This window comes from Lacinutrix venerupis, from assembly GCF_003663945.1.
Taxonomy (GTDB): domain Bacteria; phylum Bacteroidota; class Bacteroidia; order Flavobacteriales; family Flavobacteriaceae; genus Lacinutrix; species Lacinutrix venerupis.
Map to the genome: position 1 here is coordinate 378,161 of NZ_RCCH01000002.1, position 17,410 is coordinate 395,570.

Genomic DNA, 17,410 nt, shown 5'->3' on the forward strand with positions numbered 1-17,410 from the left:
TACACTACATCGTTTTCGCGGTTTTATTCAATATTTACATTACAAATTATTAAAAATTGTTTACTTTTGATATTCAATTTTTAACTAAAAACATTAGAGAAATGTCACATAATATTAAACCAGGAGTAGCTACTGGAAAAGAAGTTCAAGCAATATTCAAATTAGCAAAAGAAAAAGGCTTTGCTTTACCAGCTGTAAACGTAATTGGATCTAATTCTATAAACGGTGTATTAGAGACTGCGGCAGCTTTAAACGCTCCTGTTATTATTCAATTTTCTAATGGAGGTGCACAATTTAATGCTGGAAAAGGCTTAAGCAACGAAGACCAAAAAGCAGCAATCGCTGGTTCAATTGCCGGTGCAAAACACGTACATTTAATGGCAGAAGCCTACGGTGTTCCTGTAATTTTACATACAGACCATTGTGCAAAAAAACTATTACCGTGGATTGATGGTTTATTAGATGCTAGTGAGCAACATTATAAAGAAACAGGGAAATCACTTTATAGCTCACATATGATCGATTTAAGCGAAGAACCTCTTGAAGAAAACATAGAAATATGTAAAACATACCTTGAGCGCATGAGTAAAATGGGTATGACTTTAGAAATAGAATTAGGTATTACAGGAGGAGAAGAAGATGGTGTAGATAATAGCGATGTAGATGAGTCTAAATTATACACGCAACCAGAAGAAGTTGCATACGCATACGAAGAGTTAAGTAAAGTAAGTGATCAATTTACAATTGCAGCAGCTTTTGGTAACGTTCATGGTGTTTATAAGCCAGGAAATGTAAAATTAACTCCAAAAATTTTAAAGAATTCTCAAGAATATATCTCTAAAAAATATGGAGTAGAACACAATCATATCGATTTTGTATTCCATGGTGGATCTGGTTCTACAGAAGCAGAAATTCAAGAAGCTATTGGTTATGGTGTAATTAAAATGAATATAGACACAGACATGCAATACGCATTCATGAGTGGTGTTCGTGATTATATGGGAGAAAAAACAGAATATTTAAAATCTCAAATTGGCTCTCCAGACGGCCCAGAATCTCCAAACAAAAAACATTATGACCCAAGAAAATGGTTAAGAGAAGGAGAAATTACTTTTGTAGAAAGATTGAAAAAAGCTTTTAAAGATTTAAATAATGTAAATACATTATAATAAAAAAAATACTTCTATCAATCCCATTTTAACTGTGTTAAAATGGGATTTTTTAGTTAAAAAAAACAAGAATTAGGATATAGGCTCTTCAAATTTTGAGTTATAATAATAAAAACAGTAATTTTGTCTTCCTATTTTATTCCATAAATAGAAACTAACTAATAGCAACTATTCTAGTTTAAGCTAGAATATTAAACTTAAAAAACAAAGCAATATGTCTTGGTTTAAAAGAAAAGAAAAAGGAATCACCACCTCAACTCAGGAGAAAAAAGATACTCCAAAAGGTTTATGGTACAAATCTCCAACTGGAAAAGTAGTAGATTCTGAAGAATTAGCAAAAAACTTTTATGTGAGTCCAGAAGATGGTTATCACGTAAGAATTGGAAGTAAAGAATACTTCGAAATATTATTTGATGATAATAAGTTTAAAGAATTAGACAAAAACTTATCATCAAAAGATCCTTTAAAGTTTGAAGACACTAAAAAATATCCAGAACGCTTAAAAGCTGCTCAAGAAAAAACTAAATTAACAGATGCAGTACGTTGCGCCGTAGGAAAATCTAAAGGAAAAGATTTAGTAGTTGCCGCTATGGATTTTAAATTTATTGGTGGTTCTATGGGCTCTGTTGTAGGAGAAAAAATTGCTCGTGCTGCAGACTATGCTTTAAAAAAGAAATTACCCTTTATGATTATTTCTAAATCTGGAGGAGCAAGAATGATGGAAGCGGCATTGTCTTTAATGCAGTTAGCAAAAACATCTTCTAAATTAGCTCAATTAGCAGACGCAGGATTACCGTATATTTCTTTATGCACAGATCCAACAACAGGAGGAACTACTGCTTCTTTTGCTATGTTAGGAGATATTAACATCGCAGAACCAGGAGCACTAATTGGTTTTGCAGGACCTCGAATTGTAAGAGATACTACCGGTAAAGAATTACCTGAAGGTTTCCAAACTTCAGAATTTTTATTAGAACATGGTTTCTTAGATTTTATTACACTACGTAAAGACCTAAAGAATAAGGTTAATTTGTATATAGATTTAATAATGAATCAACCATTGAGAAATTAACACAATTTTCTATAAAAAAAAAGACCTTTAATAACATATATTAAAGGTCTTTTTTTTAATAAATATATAGCTTCAAAAAACTAACCTTTTTTAAAATATATTCTAAATACTGTACCTTTATTAACTTCGCTTTCTACTTCAATTTTACCTCCCATAGACTCTACATGGTTTTTTGTAATAAATAAACCAACACCTGTAGCATCATCATTGTAATGAAACGTTTTGTATAGCTTAAATAAGCTATCACCAAATTTATTTAAATCTATCCCTAAACCATTGTCTTCTATTTGTAAAACATTATACTCACCTTGTATTTCGTTTTGTAAAGTTACCACCAATTGTCTTTCTTTAGACCTATACTTTATAGCATTTGTTAAAAAATTAAGTATAATACTATCTAAATAAGCAGGGATAGCTTTAACTTTACAATTAGAATTTATATTGTTAACGAATTTGCAATTGAAATTTTTAGCTAATGCGCTTATATTATAAATTGCTTTATCTACATAATTACACAAACTAAGTGTATCTAAATTATTTTCTTTTATTACAGTAATTTTAGAGATTTCTGTTAAATGCTTTACTGTATCATTTAAATTTAAAACAGAATCTTTTAACATTATAAATTCTTCCTTAGGTTTAACTTCTGGAATATCCTGTTCAATAAATCCTACAAGTGTAGATAAGTTAGACACATGCGTTTTAAGGTTATGCGTAACAATCTCTGTAAAATCAGACAGTCGTTCGTTTTGAGCTTTTACAATACCTAACATGCTTTTAATTTTAAGCTCGTTTTTTATAACATTAGATATATCACTTATTTGAGAAATAAAATACAATGGTCTACCTAAATCATTTCTTACTAACGATACACTAAGTCTAGCCCAAATAACATGACCTTTTTTATGAAAATATCTCTTTTTCATTGAATAGTTAGAAATCTCTCCAGATAATAAAGACGTCATTTTATTTAAATCTAATTCTAAATCATCTTTATGAGTAATATCTTTAAAGGTCATTGCATAAAGCTCATTTTCGGTATATCCTAAAGTATCTAAAACACTTTTATTTACTTTTATCCACTCACCTTCTAAGCTAACAATAGAAATCCCTTCATTAGCTTGATTAAAAATCGTTTGAAAAAGTTCTGCTTCTAATTCGGCAATTTTAACACTCATAAAACATTGAAATATAACGACCTAAAAATAAAAGAGTAATACCTAACAAAAAAATAAAAACGAAATTTTACGGTAAAATGCATAAAAAAATATCAATAAATAAAATTTTGATGTAAAATCATTAGAATATTACAAAGATATTATCCATTAATAAAGTTTGTTATCAATAATATAATTTTTAGAATAAAACTATAGTTTTTAAAATATTGATTATAATTATATAGTAGGAAATAAAAAATAACTATATTTGCCGCTCGAAAGACAAGCTTTCGTGTACATAACAATCATTTACAATAATATTAGAATGTATTTAACAAAAGAAAATAAAGAGGAACTCTTTAAAAAACACGGTAAAAATGCAAAAGACACAGGTTCTGCAGAAGGACAAATTGCATTATTTACAAAAAGAATTGAGCATTTAACGCAACACTTAAAAAATAATCGTAAAGATTATAATACAGAGCGTTCATTAGTTATGTTAGTAGGAAAGCGTCGTGCTTTACTAGATTACTTAACTAAAAAAGATATTTTAAGATATCGTGCAATAGTAAAAGAATTAGGATTAAGAAAATAATCTCAACACAAAGACCACGCCTAACAGCGTGGTTTTTTCATAAAAAATCAACTCGTTTTTGGAAGAGTTTAAACACCAAAATTGAAGAAGCTATTTATAGTTTTTCATTGGTAATAACAATAACTACTACTACACAACACAACTACCAATGTTTAACAAAATCTTGATAGAGAAACTAAATCTTCAAGATTAGAATTAAAACTTATTTATGATTCCAAAAGTTTTTAGAGAGGTCATAGACCTAGGTGATGGAAGAGAAATTTCTATCGAAACCGGAAAATTAGCAAAACAAGCGCATGGTAGCGTTGTTGTGCAATCAGGAAAATGTATGTTATTATGTACAGTTGTTTCCAATTACAAACAAAGTCCAGTGGACTTTTTACCACTTACAGTAGATTACAGAGAAAAGTTTGCTGCAGCAGGTCGTTATCCTGGTGGTTTCTTTAAAAGAGAAGCAAGACCAAGTGATGGCGAAGTATTAACTATGCGTTTAGTAGACCGTGTTTTACGTCCGTTATTCCCTAAAGATTATCATTCTGAAACTCAGATAATGATTCAATTAATGTCTCATGATGACGATGTTATGCCAGATGCTATGGCTGGTTTAGCTGCTTCTGCTGCTATACAATTATCAGATTTCCCATTTGAATGCCCAATCTCTGAAGCTAGAGTTGGACGTATTAATGGAGAATTTATAATCAATCCAACATTGGCACAATTAGAAGAATCTGATATAGATATGATGATTGGTGCTTCTGCCGACTCAGTAATGATGGTAGAAGGTGAAATGGATGAAATTTCTGAAGAAGAAATGGCTGAAGCAATTAAGTTTGCTCATGAAGCCATTAAAATACAATGTGCTGCGCAAGTTAGATTGGCCGAAGCTTTTGGAAAGAAAGAAACTCGTGAATACGAGCCAGAAAGAGCAGACGAAGATTTAGCTAAGAAAATTCATGACATGGCTTATGATAAAGTTTATGCAATAGCAAAAGCTGGATCTGCTAAACATGAAAGAAGTAATGCTTTCTCTGAAATAAAAGAAGAAATTATTGCTACCTTTTCTGAAGAAGAGCAAGAAGATTTTGGAGATTTAATTTCAAAATATTACTACAAAGCTGAAAAAGCTGCAATTAGAGATTTAACATTAAACGAAGGTTTACGTTTAGATGGTCGTAAAACAGATGAAATTAGACCAATTTGGTGTGAAGTAGATTACTTACCATCTACACATGGATCTTCAATCTTTACACGTGGAGAAACACAAGCACTAGCCACTGTAACTTTAGGAACATCTAGAGATGCTAACCAAATAGACATGCCATCTCAAGAAGGAGAAGAGCGTTTCTATTTACACTATAATTTCCCGCCATTTTCAACTGGTGAAGCTAGACCAATACGCGGTACATCTCGTAGAGAGGTAGGCCATGGTAACTTAGCACAACGTGCTTTAAAAGGTATGGTACCAGATGAATGTCCTTATACAGTACGTGTGGTTTCAGAAGTATTAGAATCTAACGGTTCTTCTTCTATGGCTACAGTTTGTGCTGGAACAATGGCACTTATGGATGCTGGTGTACAAATGAAAAAACCAGTTTCTGGTATTGCTATGGGATTAATATCTGACGCAGATTCTGGAAAATACGCTGTTTTATCTGATATTTTAGGTGATGAAGATCATTTAGGAGATATGGACTTTAAAGTAACTGGTACTGCAGATGGTATTACTGCTTGCCAAATGGATATCAAAGTAAAAGGATTATCATATGAGATTTTAGTAAACGCACTAAAACAAGCTCGTGCTGGACGTTTACATATCTTAGAAAAATTAACAGACACTATTTCTAATCCAAATGCAGATGTTAAAGATCATGCACCAAATATGGTAACAAGAAGAGTTCCTAACGAATTTATTGGAGCTTTAATTGGACCAGGAGGAAAAGTGATACAAGAAATGCAAAAGGAAACTGAGACTACTATTGTTATTAATGAAGATCCAGTAACCGAAGAAGGTATTGTAGAAATTATGGGTGTAGGTAAAAAAGGTATCGATGCTGTTATGGCAAAAATAGATGCTATTTTATTTAAGCCTGAAGTTGGTAAAGTGTACACAGTAAAAGTTATCAAAATGTTAGATTTTGGTGCTGTTGTTGAGTATATGGATGCACCAGGAAACGAAGTATTATTACACGTAAGTGAATTAGCATGGGAACGCACAGAAAATGTGTCTGATGTTGTAAACATGGGAGACGTTTTTGATGTAAAATATTTTGGAATAGATTCAAGAACTCGTAAAGAAAAAGTATCTAGAAAAGCTATTTTACCAAAACCTGAAGGTTATGTTGCAAGACCACCAAGAGATGATAAACGTTCTGGTGGACGTGATAACAAAGGTAAAGATAATCGCGGTCGTGATAATAGAAAACCTAGAGAAGACAAGAAGGAAAATTAATTTCTAACTTTAATTCTTAAATATAAAACCCTAAATGAAAATTTCATTTAGGGTTCTTTTTTTATAAAAATGACCATACAATGTTAAATAAAAATTAAAAACAATCTAAATTTTAAAAGTCATCGTAAATCTACTTTAAACCATTACCATATATAACGATTTATGATTTCAAAAAAAGCTACTCTAAAAGACTTCTTATCATCTACAAAAAGTAAAATAAACACACACACAGGAAATTTTAACCTATTTCTTATTAGTGAGTCTAAAACATCAAGTTCACTAAATAAAATAGTGCTACTTAGCACATTTTCACTCTTAATGTTAGGCGTTTATTTCTTCTCCGTTTTTCATGAAGATTTTGAAAAATTCAATGCCTATCAAATGAGTTCATCTTTAGGTATTACATTTATAGCTATAGCAGTTTTCCTATTCGCTTTTAAAGTTCTATTCTTTATTTTTAAAGCCTATAATTATTATAAATACAAGCCTGTTGCTTCTGCTTCAGATCAAGAATTACCAACATGTACCGTTATTGTTCCTGCCTATAACGAAGGAAAACAAGTTTGGGATACATTAATGAGTATTTCGAAAAGTAATTATCCAAAACATAAAATCCAACTTATATCTATAGATGATGGTAGTAAAGACGACACATGGAAATGGATGCAAGACGCTAAAGAAAAATTAGGAGACCGTTTAGAAATTTATCAACAACCAGAAAATCAAGGTAAACGTCAAGCATTATTTAGAGGCTTTAACTTAGCAACTGGTGATATTTACATTACAGTAGATAGCGACTCTATTGTAACAGAAGACACGCTTAGAAATTTAGTAAGTCCATTTACAACTAACGAACATTGTGGTGCCGTTGCCGGAAATATTAGAGTTTTAAATAACAAAAAAGAAATTCTTCCTAAAATGTTGGATGTAAGTTTTGTATTAAGTTTTGAGTTTGTGCGTTCTGCAGAAAGTAATTTAAATTCTGTACTATGTACACCAGGAGCTTTGGCAGCATACAAGAGCACTGCAGTGCACAAATGCTTACCAGAATGGATTAACCAAACATTTATGGGTACTCCATCAGATATTGGTGAGGATAGAGCATTAACCAACATGATTTTAAAACAAGGCAAGCACGTACTTTTTCAAAAAGACGCTATTGCTTACACTAATGTCCCAGAACAATACGTTGGATTATATAAAATGTTCATACGTTGGGGAAGAAGCAATGTAAGAGAGAGTCTAGAAATGGGAAAATTTATTTTCACAAATTTTAGAACAACAAATAAATCTGGAATAAGAATTTTATTTATTAGTCAGTTTTTAAAAATACTAATGAGCTATCCATTAATAATAGCCATGTTATTTTTTGTTGCCTTGCATCCATTATTATTTATAGGCTCTACATCAATTAGTATTTTAATTATTTCTACGTTTTCTGTTTTATTTTTCACAAGTAGATATAAAACTACTAAAGGTATTTGGGCATATTCATATAGTATATTGTATACATTTGCGCTATTCTGGATTACACCTTACGCAATTGCAACTGCTAGTAAAAGTGGTTGGTTAACTCGTGAATTAAACGCAGTAAAATAATATAGTCTTTTTATATTTTAAACTTCAAATTCCTTTAACGCATTTATTATACGTTTAAGAACTTTGAAGTTTTTTTATTGAAGAAAACGCAATATGTCACCGACAGCCTGTCAGTTTCGCATCCATTCAAAATTTTTCTTTTTTTCATTTTCGTAAGCAAACAACCATATAGTTTTCAGTATCACAATACTTCTCCTGCATATATTCAGAATTCTATAATTTTTAAAATCAATATTATATTATGGCACTTCCGTATAGTCCTTGTGGTTAATAGGTTGAAATAATATAACAAAACATGAAAGTATTAGTAATTGGAGCAGGAAACATGGGATTAACCTATGCAGAAGGTATGGCAGATAGTGCGATACTAAATAAGCATAGATTAAAAATTTATGATACTGATCCTAAAAAAATTGAAACATTACGTAAAGATTCAAGATTTCTCGTTTACGATAATTTGGAAGACTGCTTACCAAAAGCAGACATAGTATTTATAGCAGTAAAACCATACCATAGTGATGGTCTATTTAATAACATGAAATCTATGCTTAATGGTGATCAAATTTTTGTGTCTTTAATGGCAGGAGTTACCATAGAAACCATTCAAGAAAAACTAAAAGTAAAAAAAGTAGTAAGATCTATGCCTAATTTACCAGCACAAGTTGGAAAAGGTGTAACATCTTATACAGAATCTAAAGAAGTTTCTAAAGTAGAATTAATAATGGTAAGAACATTATTAGACACCACAGGAACATCAATACATGTAAATACCGAAACGTTTATTGATGCTTCTACAGGAATCTCTGGAAGTGGTCCTGCTTACGTTTTTTATTTTATGCAATCTATGTTAGAGGCTGCTCAAAAAATGGGCTTTTCAGATTACGATTCTAAAGTTTTAGTGAGTAGTACTTTTGAAGGTGCAATAGAACTTTTTAACCAAAATGATATTTCTCCAAAATCTTGGATAGATAAAGTGGCTTCTAAAGGAGGCACAACACAAGCCGCTATAGATTCCATGGAAGATAACAACGTAAAACAACTTATTCAAGATGCAGCTTATGCAGCATTTGATAGAGCAATTGAATTAGGAAAAAAATAAAAATGGAAACAAAAAGAGTAGTAATAAAAGTTGGTACAAATGTATTAACCAATAAAGACAACAGAATTTTAGGCCCAATTTTAAGAGAATTAGTAAGGCAAATTTCCGTTTTATACGAACGTAATATAGAAACTATCTTAGTATCATCTGGTTCTGCAATTGCAGGTAAAGAAATTTTAGGAGAAACTAATATAGATGATTCCTCCATAAGAAGACAAGTGTATTCTTCTGTAGGACAACCAAGAATGATGCGCCATTATTATAGTCTTTTTCATGATTATGGTATGCGATGCGCACAAGTTTTAGCAACAAAAAGAGATTTTGATGCAGGAAAACATCGCGAAAATATGATTAATTGTTACGAAGGATTATTATCTGAAGGCGTAGTACCTATCGCTAATGAAGATGATGCGGTTTCATTAACAATGTCTATGTTTTCAGATAATGATGAGTTAGCAAGTTTAGTTGCAGAGTTATTAGATGCTGACCGTTTAATCATACTATCTGATACAGATGGATTATATACCGGACATCCAGACGACGAGAATTCTAAAAAATTAACCGAAGTTACCGTAGACCAAAACGTAGAACAATATGTACAAGCCTCTGTTAAAAAAGAAGGTGAAGGTCGAGGCGGCATGGCTTCAAAATTAAAAATTGCCAAAGGCACAGCAAGAAAAAACATTCCAACTTATATCGCTAATGGCAAACGTGAAAATGTTATTGTAGACATTGTAGACAATAAAGAAGTTGGAACAAAATTTATTCACTAAAAAGACATTATGAAATTATTAAATACAGAAATAAAAAATAAAGTACTACAATCAATGATGAAAATTATTGATAAACAGCGCGCTAATATAATAGCCGCTAATAAAGAAGATTTAGAGGCATTTACTAAAGACGACAGAGCTTTATACGATAGACTTATAGTAGACAATGCTAAAATTAACGGCATGATAAACGCTATTGAAGAAGTAAAAAACCAAGAAGATCCTGTTAATCAAATTATATCAAGCACCACATTAAATAGTGGTTTAAAAATTGAAAATAAAAGTGCACCATTTGGCACCATAATGATTATTTACGAATCGAGACCAGATGTAACAATAGAAGCCGCCGTTTTAGCTTTTAAAGCAAACAGTAAAATTTTATTAAAAGGTGGTAAAGAGGCCATAAACAGCAATCTTATTCTTGAAAAATGCTGGCATCAAGCATTAGAAGAAAATAATTTATCTAAAGATTGGATTAAACTATTGCATTTAAAACGCGAAGAAACTCAAGAGTTTTTAAAAAATCCGCCAGAAAAAATAGACCTAATTGTACCTAGAGGCGGAGAACGTTTAATTAAATTTGTTAAGGATCACGCTACGTGCGCGGTATTAATAAGTGGTCGTGGCAACAACTTCTTATATGTATCTAAAAATGCCGATTGGTTAAAATCTGTAAAAGTAATTATTAATGCTAAAACCGATAAAATTTCTGGTTGTAATGCTTTAGACAAAGTATTAATAGATAAAAATATTCCTGAATATGAAAAGAAAGTTAAGGAACTTAAAACTATTTTAAATAAACTAGATGTTGATTTGGTTGTAGATGAAAAAATAAGCAAACTACTTCCAAATGAAAATAAAATACTATCTCAATCTATCTGGTACGAAGAGTTTTTAGCCATGAAACTTTTAATAGCAGAAGTTGATAATGAAGATAATGCCATAGATATGATAAATACATTCTCTGGCGGGCATTCTGCTTCTATTATAACCGAAAACAAAATACAAGCAGAGAAATTTATGCAACAAGTCGATAGCGCTGCTGTTTACCATAATGCCTCTACTAGGTTTACAGATGGCGGACAAATGGGTGTTGGAGCAGAATTAGCTATTAGTACAGACAAATTACACCATCGTGGACCGTTAGGTCTTAAACAATTAGTAACTAATAAATATTACGTATTTGGAGATGGACATATTAGAACTAATATTTAAAACATATAAAACACCATAAACTCTATAAAGCCTGTTCGTATTATTAAACAGGCTTTATATTTATAAATTATATAGTCGAAAAACCTAGTCTTTTTAAACCTTCTGAATAAAAAAAGTAACAACTTTAAAAAAAAAATAAACTTTTTTGTAACAAAATGTGTCTTTAGTACGTATAACCATTGATAGCAAAATTATTCACTCCTATTTTACTAGGAATTAATCACAACTTATTTACATGAGACAACTTAAAATTACCAAGCAGGTAACCAATCGTGAGACCGCATCATTAGACAAATACCTACAAGAAATTGGAAAAGTTGACTTAATTACCGCAGACGAAGAAGTAGAATTAGCACAACGTATTAAAGCAGGCGATCAAGTCGCTCTTGAAAAGTTAACAAAAGCTAATTTACGTTTCGTAGTATCGGTAGCTAAGCAATACCAAAACCAAGGTTTAACGTTACCAGATTTAATTAACGAAGGTAATTTAGGTTTAATTAAAGCTGCGCAACGTTTTGACGAAACGCGTGGTTTTAAATTTATTTCTTACGCTGTATGGTGGATTAGACAATCTATTTTACAAGCTTTAGCAGAGCAGTCTCGTATTGTACGTTTACCATTAAACAAGATTGGTTCTATTAACAAAATAAATAAAACTTTTGCCTTTTTAGAGCAAGCACACGAGCGTCCGCCAAGTGCCGAAGAAATTGCAAAAGAATTAGATATGACTATTAACGACGTTAAAGAATCTATGAAGAATTCTGGACGTCACGTAAGTATGGATGCGCCTCTAGTTGAAGGTGAAGATTCTAACTTATACGATGTATTAAACTCTGGTGAGTCTCCAAATCCAGACCGTAGTTTATTGCACGAATCTTTACGTACAGAAATTGAGCGTGCTTTAGAAACTTTAACACCTCGTGAAGCAGATGTTATTAGACTATATTTTGGTTTAGGAAACCAACACCCAATGACTCTTGAAGAAATTGGTGAAACTTTCGATTTAACTCGTGAGCGTGTTAGACAAATTAAAGAAAAAGCTATACGTAGATTAAAACATACGTCTAGAAGTAAAATATTAAAAACTTACTTAGGATAAACACTAAGTTACAATAACAAACAGTTATTCATAACTGTTCGTTTTTTGATTGATGAAAGAACCCAGAGCTGATTACTCTGGGTTCACTCATTTTATTAAGGTCGTTTTTAATATATTATTTAGCAGTCAACTTATTGAATTTATTATATTTACAGTATGCTAAAAACCATATGCTATAAAAGTAAAGCTAAATCAAATCTAAGCATGCTAGCTTTTGAAGCTTTATTTAATGAAACTCAAATTAACAATAATAAAAACAACATTTTTGGTGTATTGGTAAAGAAAGAAAATACATTCTTTCAAATAATAGAAGGTGATTCTAAAATTATAGATGAAGTTTATAAGAAAATAAAGCTAGACACAAGACACACAAATATTGTCGAACTATTAAATCGAACTATTTCTCAATTAAGCTTTAAAGCTTTTGATACTGGTTATGCTGTAATTGAAGATTTTGATGCGCTTTATGGATTGCAAAAATATGTAATGGAATTGAATCAAAGTAATTTTGAAAATAGTAATCTATTTTCAAAAATTATAGAAGATCTATTAACTATCGACTAATAAATATTCTTAGCTTTGCGCAAACAACACAAAACTACTACAAATAATGGCTAAAAAATTAATAGCACCTTCAATGCTAGCTGCCGATTTTGGCAATCTACAACGTGATACAGAAATGGTTAATAATAGTGATGCCGATTGGTTTCATATTGATGTAATGGATGGTCACTTTGTACCAAATATTTCTTATGGTATGCCAGTAATTCAAGCCATAAAAAAACATGCAAAAAAACCATTAGATGTACATTTAATGATTGAAAAACCAGAGCGTTATATCGAAGAGTTTGCAAAAGTTGGTGCAGATATAATTACTGTTCATCATGAGTCTACAGTACATTTACATAGAACTTTAAGACAAATTAAAGATGCTGGTTGTAAAGCAGGTGTCGTTTTAAATATAACCACACCAGTTTCTGTTTTAGAAGATATTTTACCAGAATGTTATATGGTATTATTAATGTCTATTAATCCTGGTTTTGGTGGTCAAAAATTTGAAGACGTTACATACCAACGTATAAAAAAACTACGCAAAATGATTGATGAGCAAGGTTTAGACACACGTATAGAAATTGATGGTGGCGTAACAGATAAAAATATAGAAAAACTTGTAGAAGCTGGCGCAGATGTTTTTGTTGCTGGCAGTCATGTTTTTAAAAGCGAGGACCAAACTGCTACAATTAAAAAGTTAAAGCAATTAGCTAATTCATAAATAACAAAAAAGGCTTTAAATTAAAATTTAAAGCCTTTTTTAATTCTAGCAATTTTAAGCTTTAATAGCCCGCAAAATTAAAATTCAACATTTCTTTTACTTTACTATATATGTTTGGAAATTGAGCTCTAAACTCCAAAGGTGTTTCAATAAAGTTCTCTACTAATACCGAAACAAATTCAAACTGATTTTCAAAAGCATAGTCTCTAAAATATCCTGAAGAAATAAGCTTTTTTTTAATTAATGCATTTGTTTCTATAAATTCTGTTAGTTCATAAAAAGAATCTAAAAAAATTGCTGCGCTTGTGCTTTTTCTTCTAGATTTTAAAAACGTAATATGCATAGCGTGTATACACTCATGAACGCCTAAATTTAAATTATCGTTTGAAATTGCATATCCTTTTTCAAAATCTTCCCATGAAAAAACTAAAGCCTTATAAGACATATTAAATTCTCCTTTATGGTCTTGCTTATTAATATTTGAAAAGTATTTTTTAGGATAAATTACAACTTTATCTACTGACTTAATTTTATAATCTCTAAAGCCAAGTGTAAGTTTGGTTGCGGTTGCTGCAACTTTAACTCTCATAGTATTAGTAATTTCAATATCCTTACCTATAAATTTCCAATGTTTAATAAAATATTGTATACGGTGCTCGAAATGCTTTTGTTTTAAAGGTTTTAAGCTGTTATAGAAATCGAATTCATTTTTTAAAATAGACTTATACTCTTCTTTTAAAGTTTTTGTTCTTATGTACGGGTTTGTAAAAAATTGTTGCTTTTTAAAATATTCTACAAATGCCATTTCAAAAAAATTAAAAATACCTCTAAAAACTACAAATATGGCGAGTGATATAATACCAACAAGAATTATACTTACAACAACTCTAAACATTATAGGTGTTTCTGGGTTTTGTAAAGTATCTATAAGTTGTTGCATTTTACTGTCACCCATAAATTAAATTATTGTTTTTATAAAAAAGATTAGTTTTCTCAATATGTTCCGCCTTGAAAACCAAAAACTCAAACTTATAAACACAAGCAAGTCTTTTTTTTAAATTTTATTATACTTCTTTTTTTTTAGGATTAGCTTTCCTCAATGCGTTCCGCCTTGAAAACCAAAAACTCAAACTTATAAACACAAGCAAGCTTGGTTTAACGTTTGAGTTTTTGGCTTATTCGTGACCGCGAGAGGATTCGAACCTCCAACCCTCAGAGCCGAAATCTGATATTCTATCCAGTTGAACTACGCAGCCCGTAATTTATTTAAGCTAGTTTAGCTTTAACTATATTAGAAATAGTTTTACCATCTGCTCTTCCAGCAACTGCTTGGTTTACTATACCCATTACTTTACCCATATCTTTCATGCCTTGAGCTCCTGTTTTTACTATAGCATCTTCTACTAAAGCTCCTATTTCTTCCTCACTCATTGCTTCTGGTAAAAATTGCTCTATAACTTTTGCTTCGGCTAATTCTGGTTCTGCTAAATCTTCTCTACCTTGCTTTAAAAAAATTGCAGCACTATCTTTGCGTTGCTTTACTTGTTTTTGAAGAATTTTCATTTCCTGCTCTTCTGTCAATTCTTCTTTTGCTCCACTTTCTGTTTGTGCTAATAAAATTGCAGACTTTACAGCACGTAATGCCGTTAAAGCTGTTTGATCTTTACTTTTCATCGCTTCTTTTAAAGCTGTCATTATATTTTTTGATAAGCTCATTTTTGATATTTTTTAGGTTACGAAGATAACAAAAACTATTAAGCTAAACTTAACGCCTTTAAGCTTTAAAAGCTTGTATTTATAAACAAAAAACCCAAAATGTTGAGGGACATTTTGGGTTAAAATGGATTAACAAATTTTATAAAAAATTTTCTCTTTTAATAAAATAGCATTTTACTAATCTACGTTATCGTGTAAAAAAGAATTGTTATTTCTTAGTTGAATATCATCATTATCGTCTATGCTTAAAGTTGTTTTAGACACATTGTTTTCGGATGATGAATGTTGTGTGTCATCTAAATTTAAACCTTGACGCTTATATGCTGGAATTTTTTCAATATCATCAATTTTTGAAGTATTGAATTTATGGTTGAAAGACTTCATTTTTTTTCGTCTATCATCTGCTCTATCTCTTAAGATATCTGAAATAGAACTATTCATTGGATCTAAATCCTCTTCTTCTACCTCAACAACTTCTTCTTGAGCAATTATTTTCTTTTCGAAAAGAACCTCTTCCTGTTCTTCGATTTTTCCAGTTTTAACTTCTTTTTGTTTTGTATTTATAGAAGAATCTGCTTCTTCATAATCGTCTAAAGCATAACGTATTTCTTTAGTTTCGGAAACTTCGGTTACTGGTATAAATTCTACGTGATCGTTTACTTCAATATCATTTAAATCGAAAACTATATTTTCTTCTTTTTTTGCTTCAGGTTCAAAATCAACCTCTATACTTTCTTCTTTTATTGGTAAATCGAAACTTAAGGTTATTTGTTGTTTATCTTCATCGTTTGTTTTTGGTGTATTTTCATTCTCTACATTTTCTTGAGTTGAATTTATTACAAACTCTTCTTCTGTATTAAATGTAGCTACAACCTCATCGTAAACAACATCTATATTTTTAATTACTTCTGTTGTTGATATTAAGCCTAACTCTTCTAAAGACACAGTATTTTGCTTGTTTACCAAGTCCATTTCTAGTTTACTTAAAGTATCTTCTGTATCCTCATCTATATCTAAAGTATGCTTTACAATTTTAGGAGGTTCTGGTTTTTCTAAAACAATATCTGGTCTAATAATTGCCGGAGAAGCTTCGTTAGGCGTTAAATCTTTTTCTATACTTTGATCTTCTTCTAATGCGTGGATAACTTTTTTAGTTTCTGTATTAGAGATTTCGTCTTGTTGTTCTATATTAAATCCTGTTGCTATAATAGTTACAGCAATAGATTCTTCTAAAGATTCATCTTCACCAACACCCATTATAATATTGGCACCGTGTCCAGCTTCTGTTTGAATATGGTCGTTAATTTCACCAATCTCATCGATTGTTATTTCTTGAGAACCAGAAACGATTAGCAACAATACGTTTTTAGCTCCTGTAATTTTATTATCGTTTAATAATGGTGAATCTAAGGCTTTAGTAATGGCTTCGTGAGCTCTATTTTGTCCTGAAGAGGTTGATGAACCCATAATAGCTGTACCACTATTACTTAATACAGTTTTAGCATCACGTAAATCGATGTTTTGAGTATAGTGATGTGTTATAACCTCAGCAATACCGCGAGAGGCTGTAGCTAAAACTTCGTCTGCTTTAGAGAATCCAGCTTTAAACCCAAGGTTTCCATAAACTTCTCTTAATTTATTATTATTAATAACAATTAAAGAATCTACTTCGCTACGTAGTTTTTCTATTCCTATTTGCGCTTGTTCATTTCGCATTTTTCCTTCAAACTGAAAAGGCATAGTAACAATTCCCACTGTTAATATATCCATTTCCTTGGCCATTTTAGCGATAATAGGTGCTGCTCCTGTACCAGTTCCTCCTCCCATTCCTGCTGTAATAAATACCATTTTAGTATTTGTTCCAAGCATTTGTTGAATATCTGAAAAACTTTCTACGGCAGATTGCATACCTACATCTGGGTTTGCACCTGCTCCTAATCCTTCGGTTAAGTTAACACCTAACTGGATTTTGTTTGGTACTCCACTATTTTGAAGTGCTTGTGCATCTGTATTACAGATTACAAAATCTACTCCTTTTATACCTTGTTGAAACATGTGGTTAATAGCGTTGCTACCACCTCCACCAACACCAATAACCTTGATGACGTTAGATTGATTTTTAGGTAAATCAAAGGCGATACTTTCGAATTCATTGTTGCTCATAAAATTCTGTTTTGTCGAGAAGTAATTTGCT

At 31.0% G+C, this 17,410-nt stretch carries 15 protein-coding genes and 1 tRNA gene; 11 read left to right on the top strand and 5 right to left on the bottom strand.

Annotated elements, in window-relative coordinates; genetic code table 11:
• Positions 1-101: 101 nt before the first annotated feature.
• Both fbaA and accD read left to right on the top strand, forming a co-directional pair.
• Positions 102-1,169: a class II fructose-bisphosphate aldolase gene (gene fbaA / locus CLV86_RS04490; RefSeq protein WP_076734441.1), complete on the top strand. Its 1,068-nt coding sequence runs from the start codon at positions 102-104 to the stop codon at positions 1,167-1,169.
• Between the two features lie 214 nt (positions 1,170-1,383).
• Complete coding sequence (gene accD / locus CLV86_RS04495; protein WP_076734140.1) at positions 1,384-2,241, top strand: acetyl-CoA carboxylase, carboxyltransferase subunit beta; 858 nt, start codon at positions 1,384-1,386, stop codon at positions 2,239-2,241.
• 80 nt (positions 2,242-2,321) lie between these two features.
• On the opposite strand, the gene CLV86_RS04500 is transcribed toward accD, so the two are convergent.
• Positions 2,322-3,419, bottom strand: a complete 1,098-nt coding sequence (locus tag CLV86_RS04500; RefSeq protein ID WP_121050122.1) for a sensor histidine kinase — start codon at positions 3,417-3,419, stop codon at positions 2,322-2,324.
• Between the two features lie 304 nt (positions 3,420-3,723).
• On the opposite strand from CLV86_RS04500, the gene rpsO reads away from it, so the two are divergent.
• The 9 genes from rpsO (at position 3,724) to rpe (ending at position 13,500) form a co-directional block, all read left to right on the top strand.
• Positions 3,724-3,993 (top strand): 30S ribosomal protein S15, encoded by a 270-nt coding sequence (rpsO, locus tag CLV86_RS04505; RefSeq protein WP_076734142.1) that lies wholly within the window; start codon positions 3,724-3,726, stop codon positions 3,991-3,993.
• A 208-nt stretch (positions 3,994-4,201) separates the two neighbouring features.
• On the top strand, positions 4,202-6,442 hold the full coding sequence (locus tag CLV86_RS04510) for a polyribonucleotide nucleotidyltransferase (RefSeq protein WP_121050125.1): 2,241 nt from the start codon (positions 4,202-4,204) through the stop codon (positions 6,440-6,442).
• A gap of 162 nt (positions 6,443-6,604) precedes the next feature.
• Entirely contained in the window at positions 6,605-8,041 is a 1,437-nt protein-coding gene (locus tag CLV86_RS04515) for a glycosyltransferase family 2 protein (protein WP_121050128.1), read from the top strand.
• 295 nt (positions 8,042-8,336) lie between these two features.
• Positions 8,337-9,140, top strand: coding sequence for a pyrroline-5-carboxylate reductase (gene proC, locus CLV86_RS04520; RefSeq protein ID WP_121050131.1), 804 nt, complete (start codon positions 8,337-8,339; stop codon positions 9,138-9,140).
• Between the two features lie 2 nt (positions 9,141-9,142).
• Entirely contained in the window at positions 9,143-9,913 is a 771-nt protein-coding gene (proB, locus tag CLV86_RS04525) for a glutamate 5-kinase (RefSeq protein ID WP_076734146.1), read from the top strand.
• Positions 9,914-9,922: 9 nt separating this feature from the next.
• The gene (locus CLV86_RS04530; RefSeq protein WP_121050134.1) at positions 9,923-11,128 is read left to right on the top strand and encodes a glutamate-5-semialdehyde dehydrogenase; all 1,206 of its coding nucleotides are present in this window, start codon (positions 9,923-9,925) and stop codon (positions 11,126-11,128) included.
• Between the two features lie 235 nt (positions 11,129-11,363).
• Positions 11,364-12,227 (top strand): sigma-70 family RNA polymerase sigma factor, encoded by an 864-nt coding sequence (locus CLV86_RS04535; protein WP_076734148.1) that lies wholly within the window; start codon positions 11,364-11,366, stop codon positions 12,225-12,227.
• Between the two features lie 156 nt (positions 12,228-12,383).
• On the top strand, positions 12,384-12,791 hold the full coding sequence (locus CLV86_RS04540) for a BLUF domain-containing protein (protein WP_121050137.1): 408 nt from the start codon (positions 12,384-12,386) through the stop codon (positions 12,789-12,791).
• Between the two features lie 46 nt (positions 12,792-12,837).
• Positions 12,838-13,500 carry a ribulose-phosphate 3-epimerase gene (gene rpe, locus CLV86_RS04545; protein WP_121050140.1) on the top strand — a complete coding sequence of 221 codons (663 nt, stop codon included), beginning with the start codon at positions 12,838-12,840 and terminating at the stop codon, positions 13,498-13,500.
• A 61-nt stretch (positions 13,501-13,561) separates the two neighbouring features.
• Here the strand turns inward: rpe and CLV86_RS04550 are convergent, their stop codons facing one another.
• The 4 genes from CLV86_RS04550 to ftsZ form a co-directional block, all read right to left on the bottom strand.
• On the bottom strand, positions 13,562-14,455 hold the full coding sequence (locus tag CLV86_RS04550) for a zinc-dependent peptidase (protein WP_121050143.1): 894 nt from the start codon (positions 14,453-14,455) through the stop codon (positions 13,562-13,564).
• Between the two features lie 227 nt (positions 14,456-14,682).
• Positions 14,683-14,756 (bottom strand) — tRNA-Arg (locus tag CLV86_RS04555).
• A 10-nt stretch (positions 14,757-14,766) separates the two neighbouring features.
• Entirely contained in the window at positions 14,767-15,216 is a 450-nt protein-coding gene (locus CLV86_RS04560; RefSeq protein ID WP_076734151.1) for a GatB/YqeY domain-containing protein, read from the bottom strand.
• A gap of 177 nt (positions 15,217-15,393) precedes the next feature.
• Complete coding sequence (ftsZ, locus tag CLV86_RS04565; RefSeq protein ID WP_121050146.1) at positions 15,394-17,379, bottom strand: cell division protein FtsZ; 1,986 nt, start codon at positions 17,377-17,379, stop codon at positions 15,394-15,396.
• Between the last annotated feature and the right edge of the window lie 31 nt (positions 17,380-17,410).

What these genes read in the sequence shown, in the direction of transcription:
- fbaA (WP_076734441.1), top strand. Translation starts at nt 102, where the DNA reads ATGTCACATAATATTAAACCAGGAGTAGCTACTGGAAAAGAAGTTCAA.
- accD (WP_076734140.1), top strand. Translation starts at nt 1,384, where the DNA reads ATGTCTTGGTTTAAAAGAAAAGAAAAAGGAATCACCACCTCAACTCAG.
- CLV86_RS04500 (WP_121050122.1), bottom strand. Translation starts at nt 3,419, where the DNA reads ATGAGTGTTAAAATTGCCGAATTAGAAGCAGAACTTTTTCAAACGATT.
- rpsO (WP_076734142.1), top strand. Translation starts at nt 3,724, where the DNA reads ATGTATTTAACAAAAGAAAATAAAGAGGAACTCTTTAAAAAACACGGT.
- CLV86_RS04510 (WP_121050125.1), top strand. Translation starts at nt 4,202, where the DNA reads ATGATTCCAAAAGTTTTTAGAGAGGTCATAGACCTAGGTGATGGAAGA.
- CLV86_RS04515 (WP_121050128.1), top strand. Translation starts at nt 6,605, where the DNA reads ATGATTTCAAAAAAAGCTACTCTAAAAGACTTCTTATCATCTACAAAA.
- proC (WP_121050131.1), top strand. Translation starts at nt 8,337, where the DNA reads ATGAAAGTATTAGTAATTGGAGCAGGAAACATGGGATTAACCTATGCA.
- proB (WP_076734146.1), top strand. Translation starts at nt 9,143, where the DNA reads ATGGAAACAAAAAGAGTAGTAATAAAAGTTGGTACAAATGTATTAACC.
- CLV86_RS04530 (WP_121050134.1), top strand. Translation starts at nt 9,923, where the DNA reads ATGAAATTATTAAATACAGAAATAAAAAATAAAGTACTACAATCAATG.
- CLV86_RS04535 (WP_076734148.1), top strand. Translation starts at nt 11,364, where the DNA reads ATGAGACAACTTAAAATTACCAAGCAGGTAACCAATCGTGAGACCGCA.
- CLV86_RS04540 (WP_121050137.1), top strand. Translation starts at nt 12,384, where the DNA reads ATGCTAAAAACCATATGCTATAAAAGTAAAGCTAAATCAAATCTAAGC.
- rpe (WP_121050140.1), top strand. Translation starts at nt 12,838, where the DNA reads ATGGCTAAAAAATTAATAGCACCTTCAATGCTAGCTGCCGATTTTGGC.
- CLV86_RS04550 (WP_121050143.1), bottom strand. Translation starts at nt 14,455, where the DNA reads ATGGGTGACAGTAAAATGCAACAACTTATAGATACTTTACAAAACCCA.
- CLV86_RS04560 (WP_076734151.1), bottom strand. Translation starts at nt 15,216, where the DNA reads ATGAGCTTATCAAAAAATATAATGACAGCTTTAAAAGAAGCGATGAAA.
- ftsZ (WP_121050146.1), bottom strand. Translation starts at nt 17,379, where the DNA reads ATGAGCAACAATGAATTCGAAAGTATCGCCTTTGATTTACCTAAAAAT.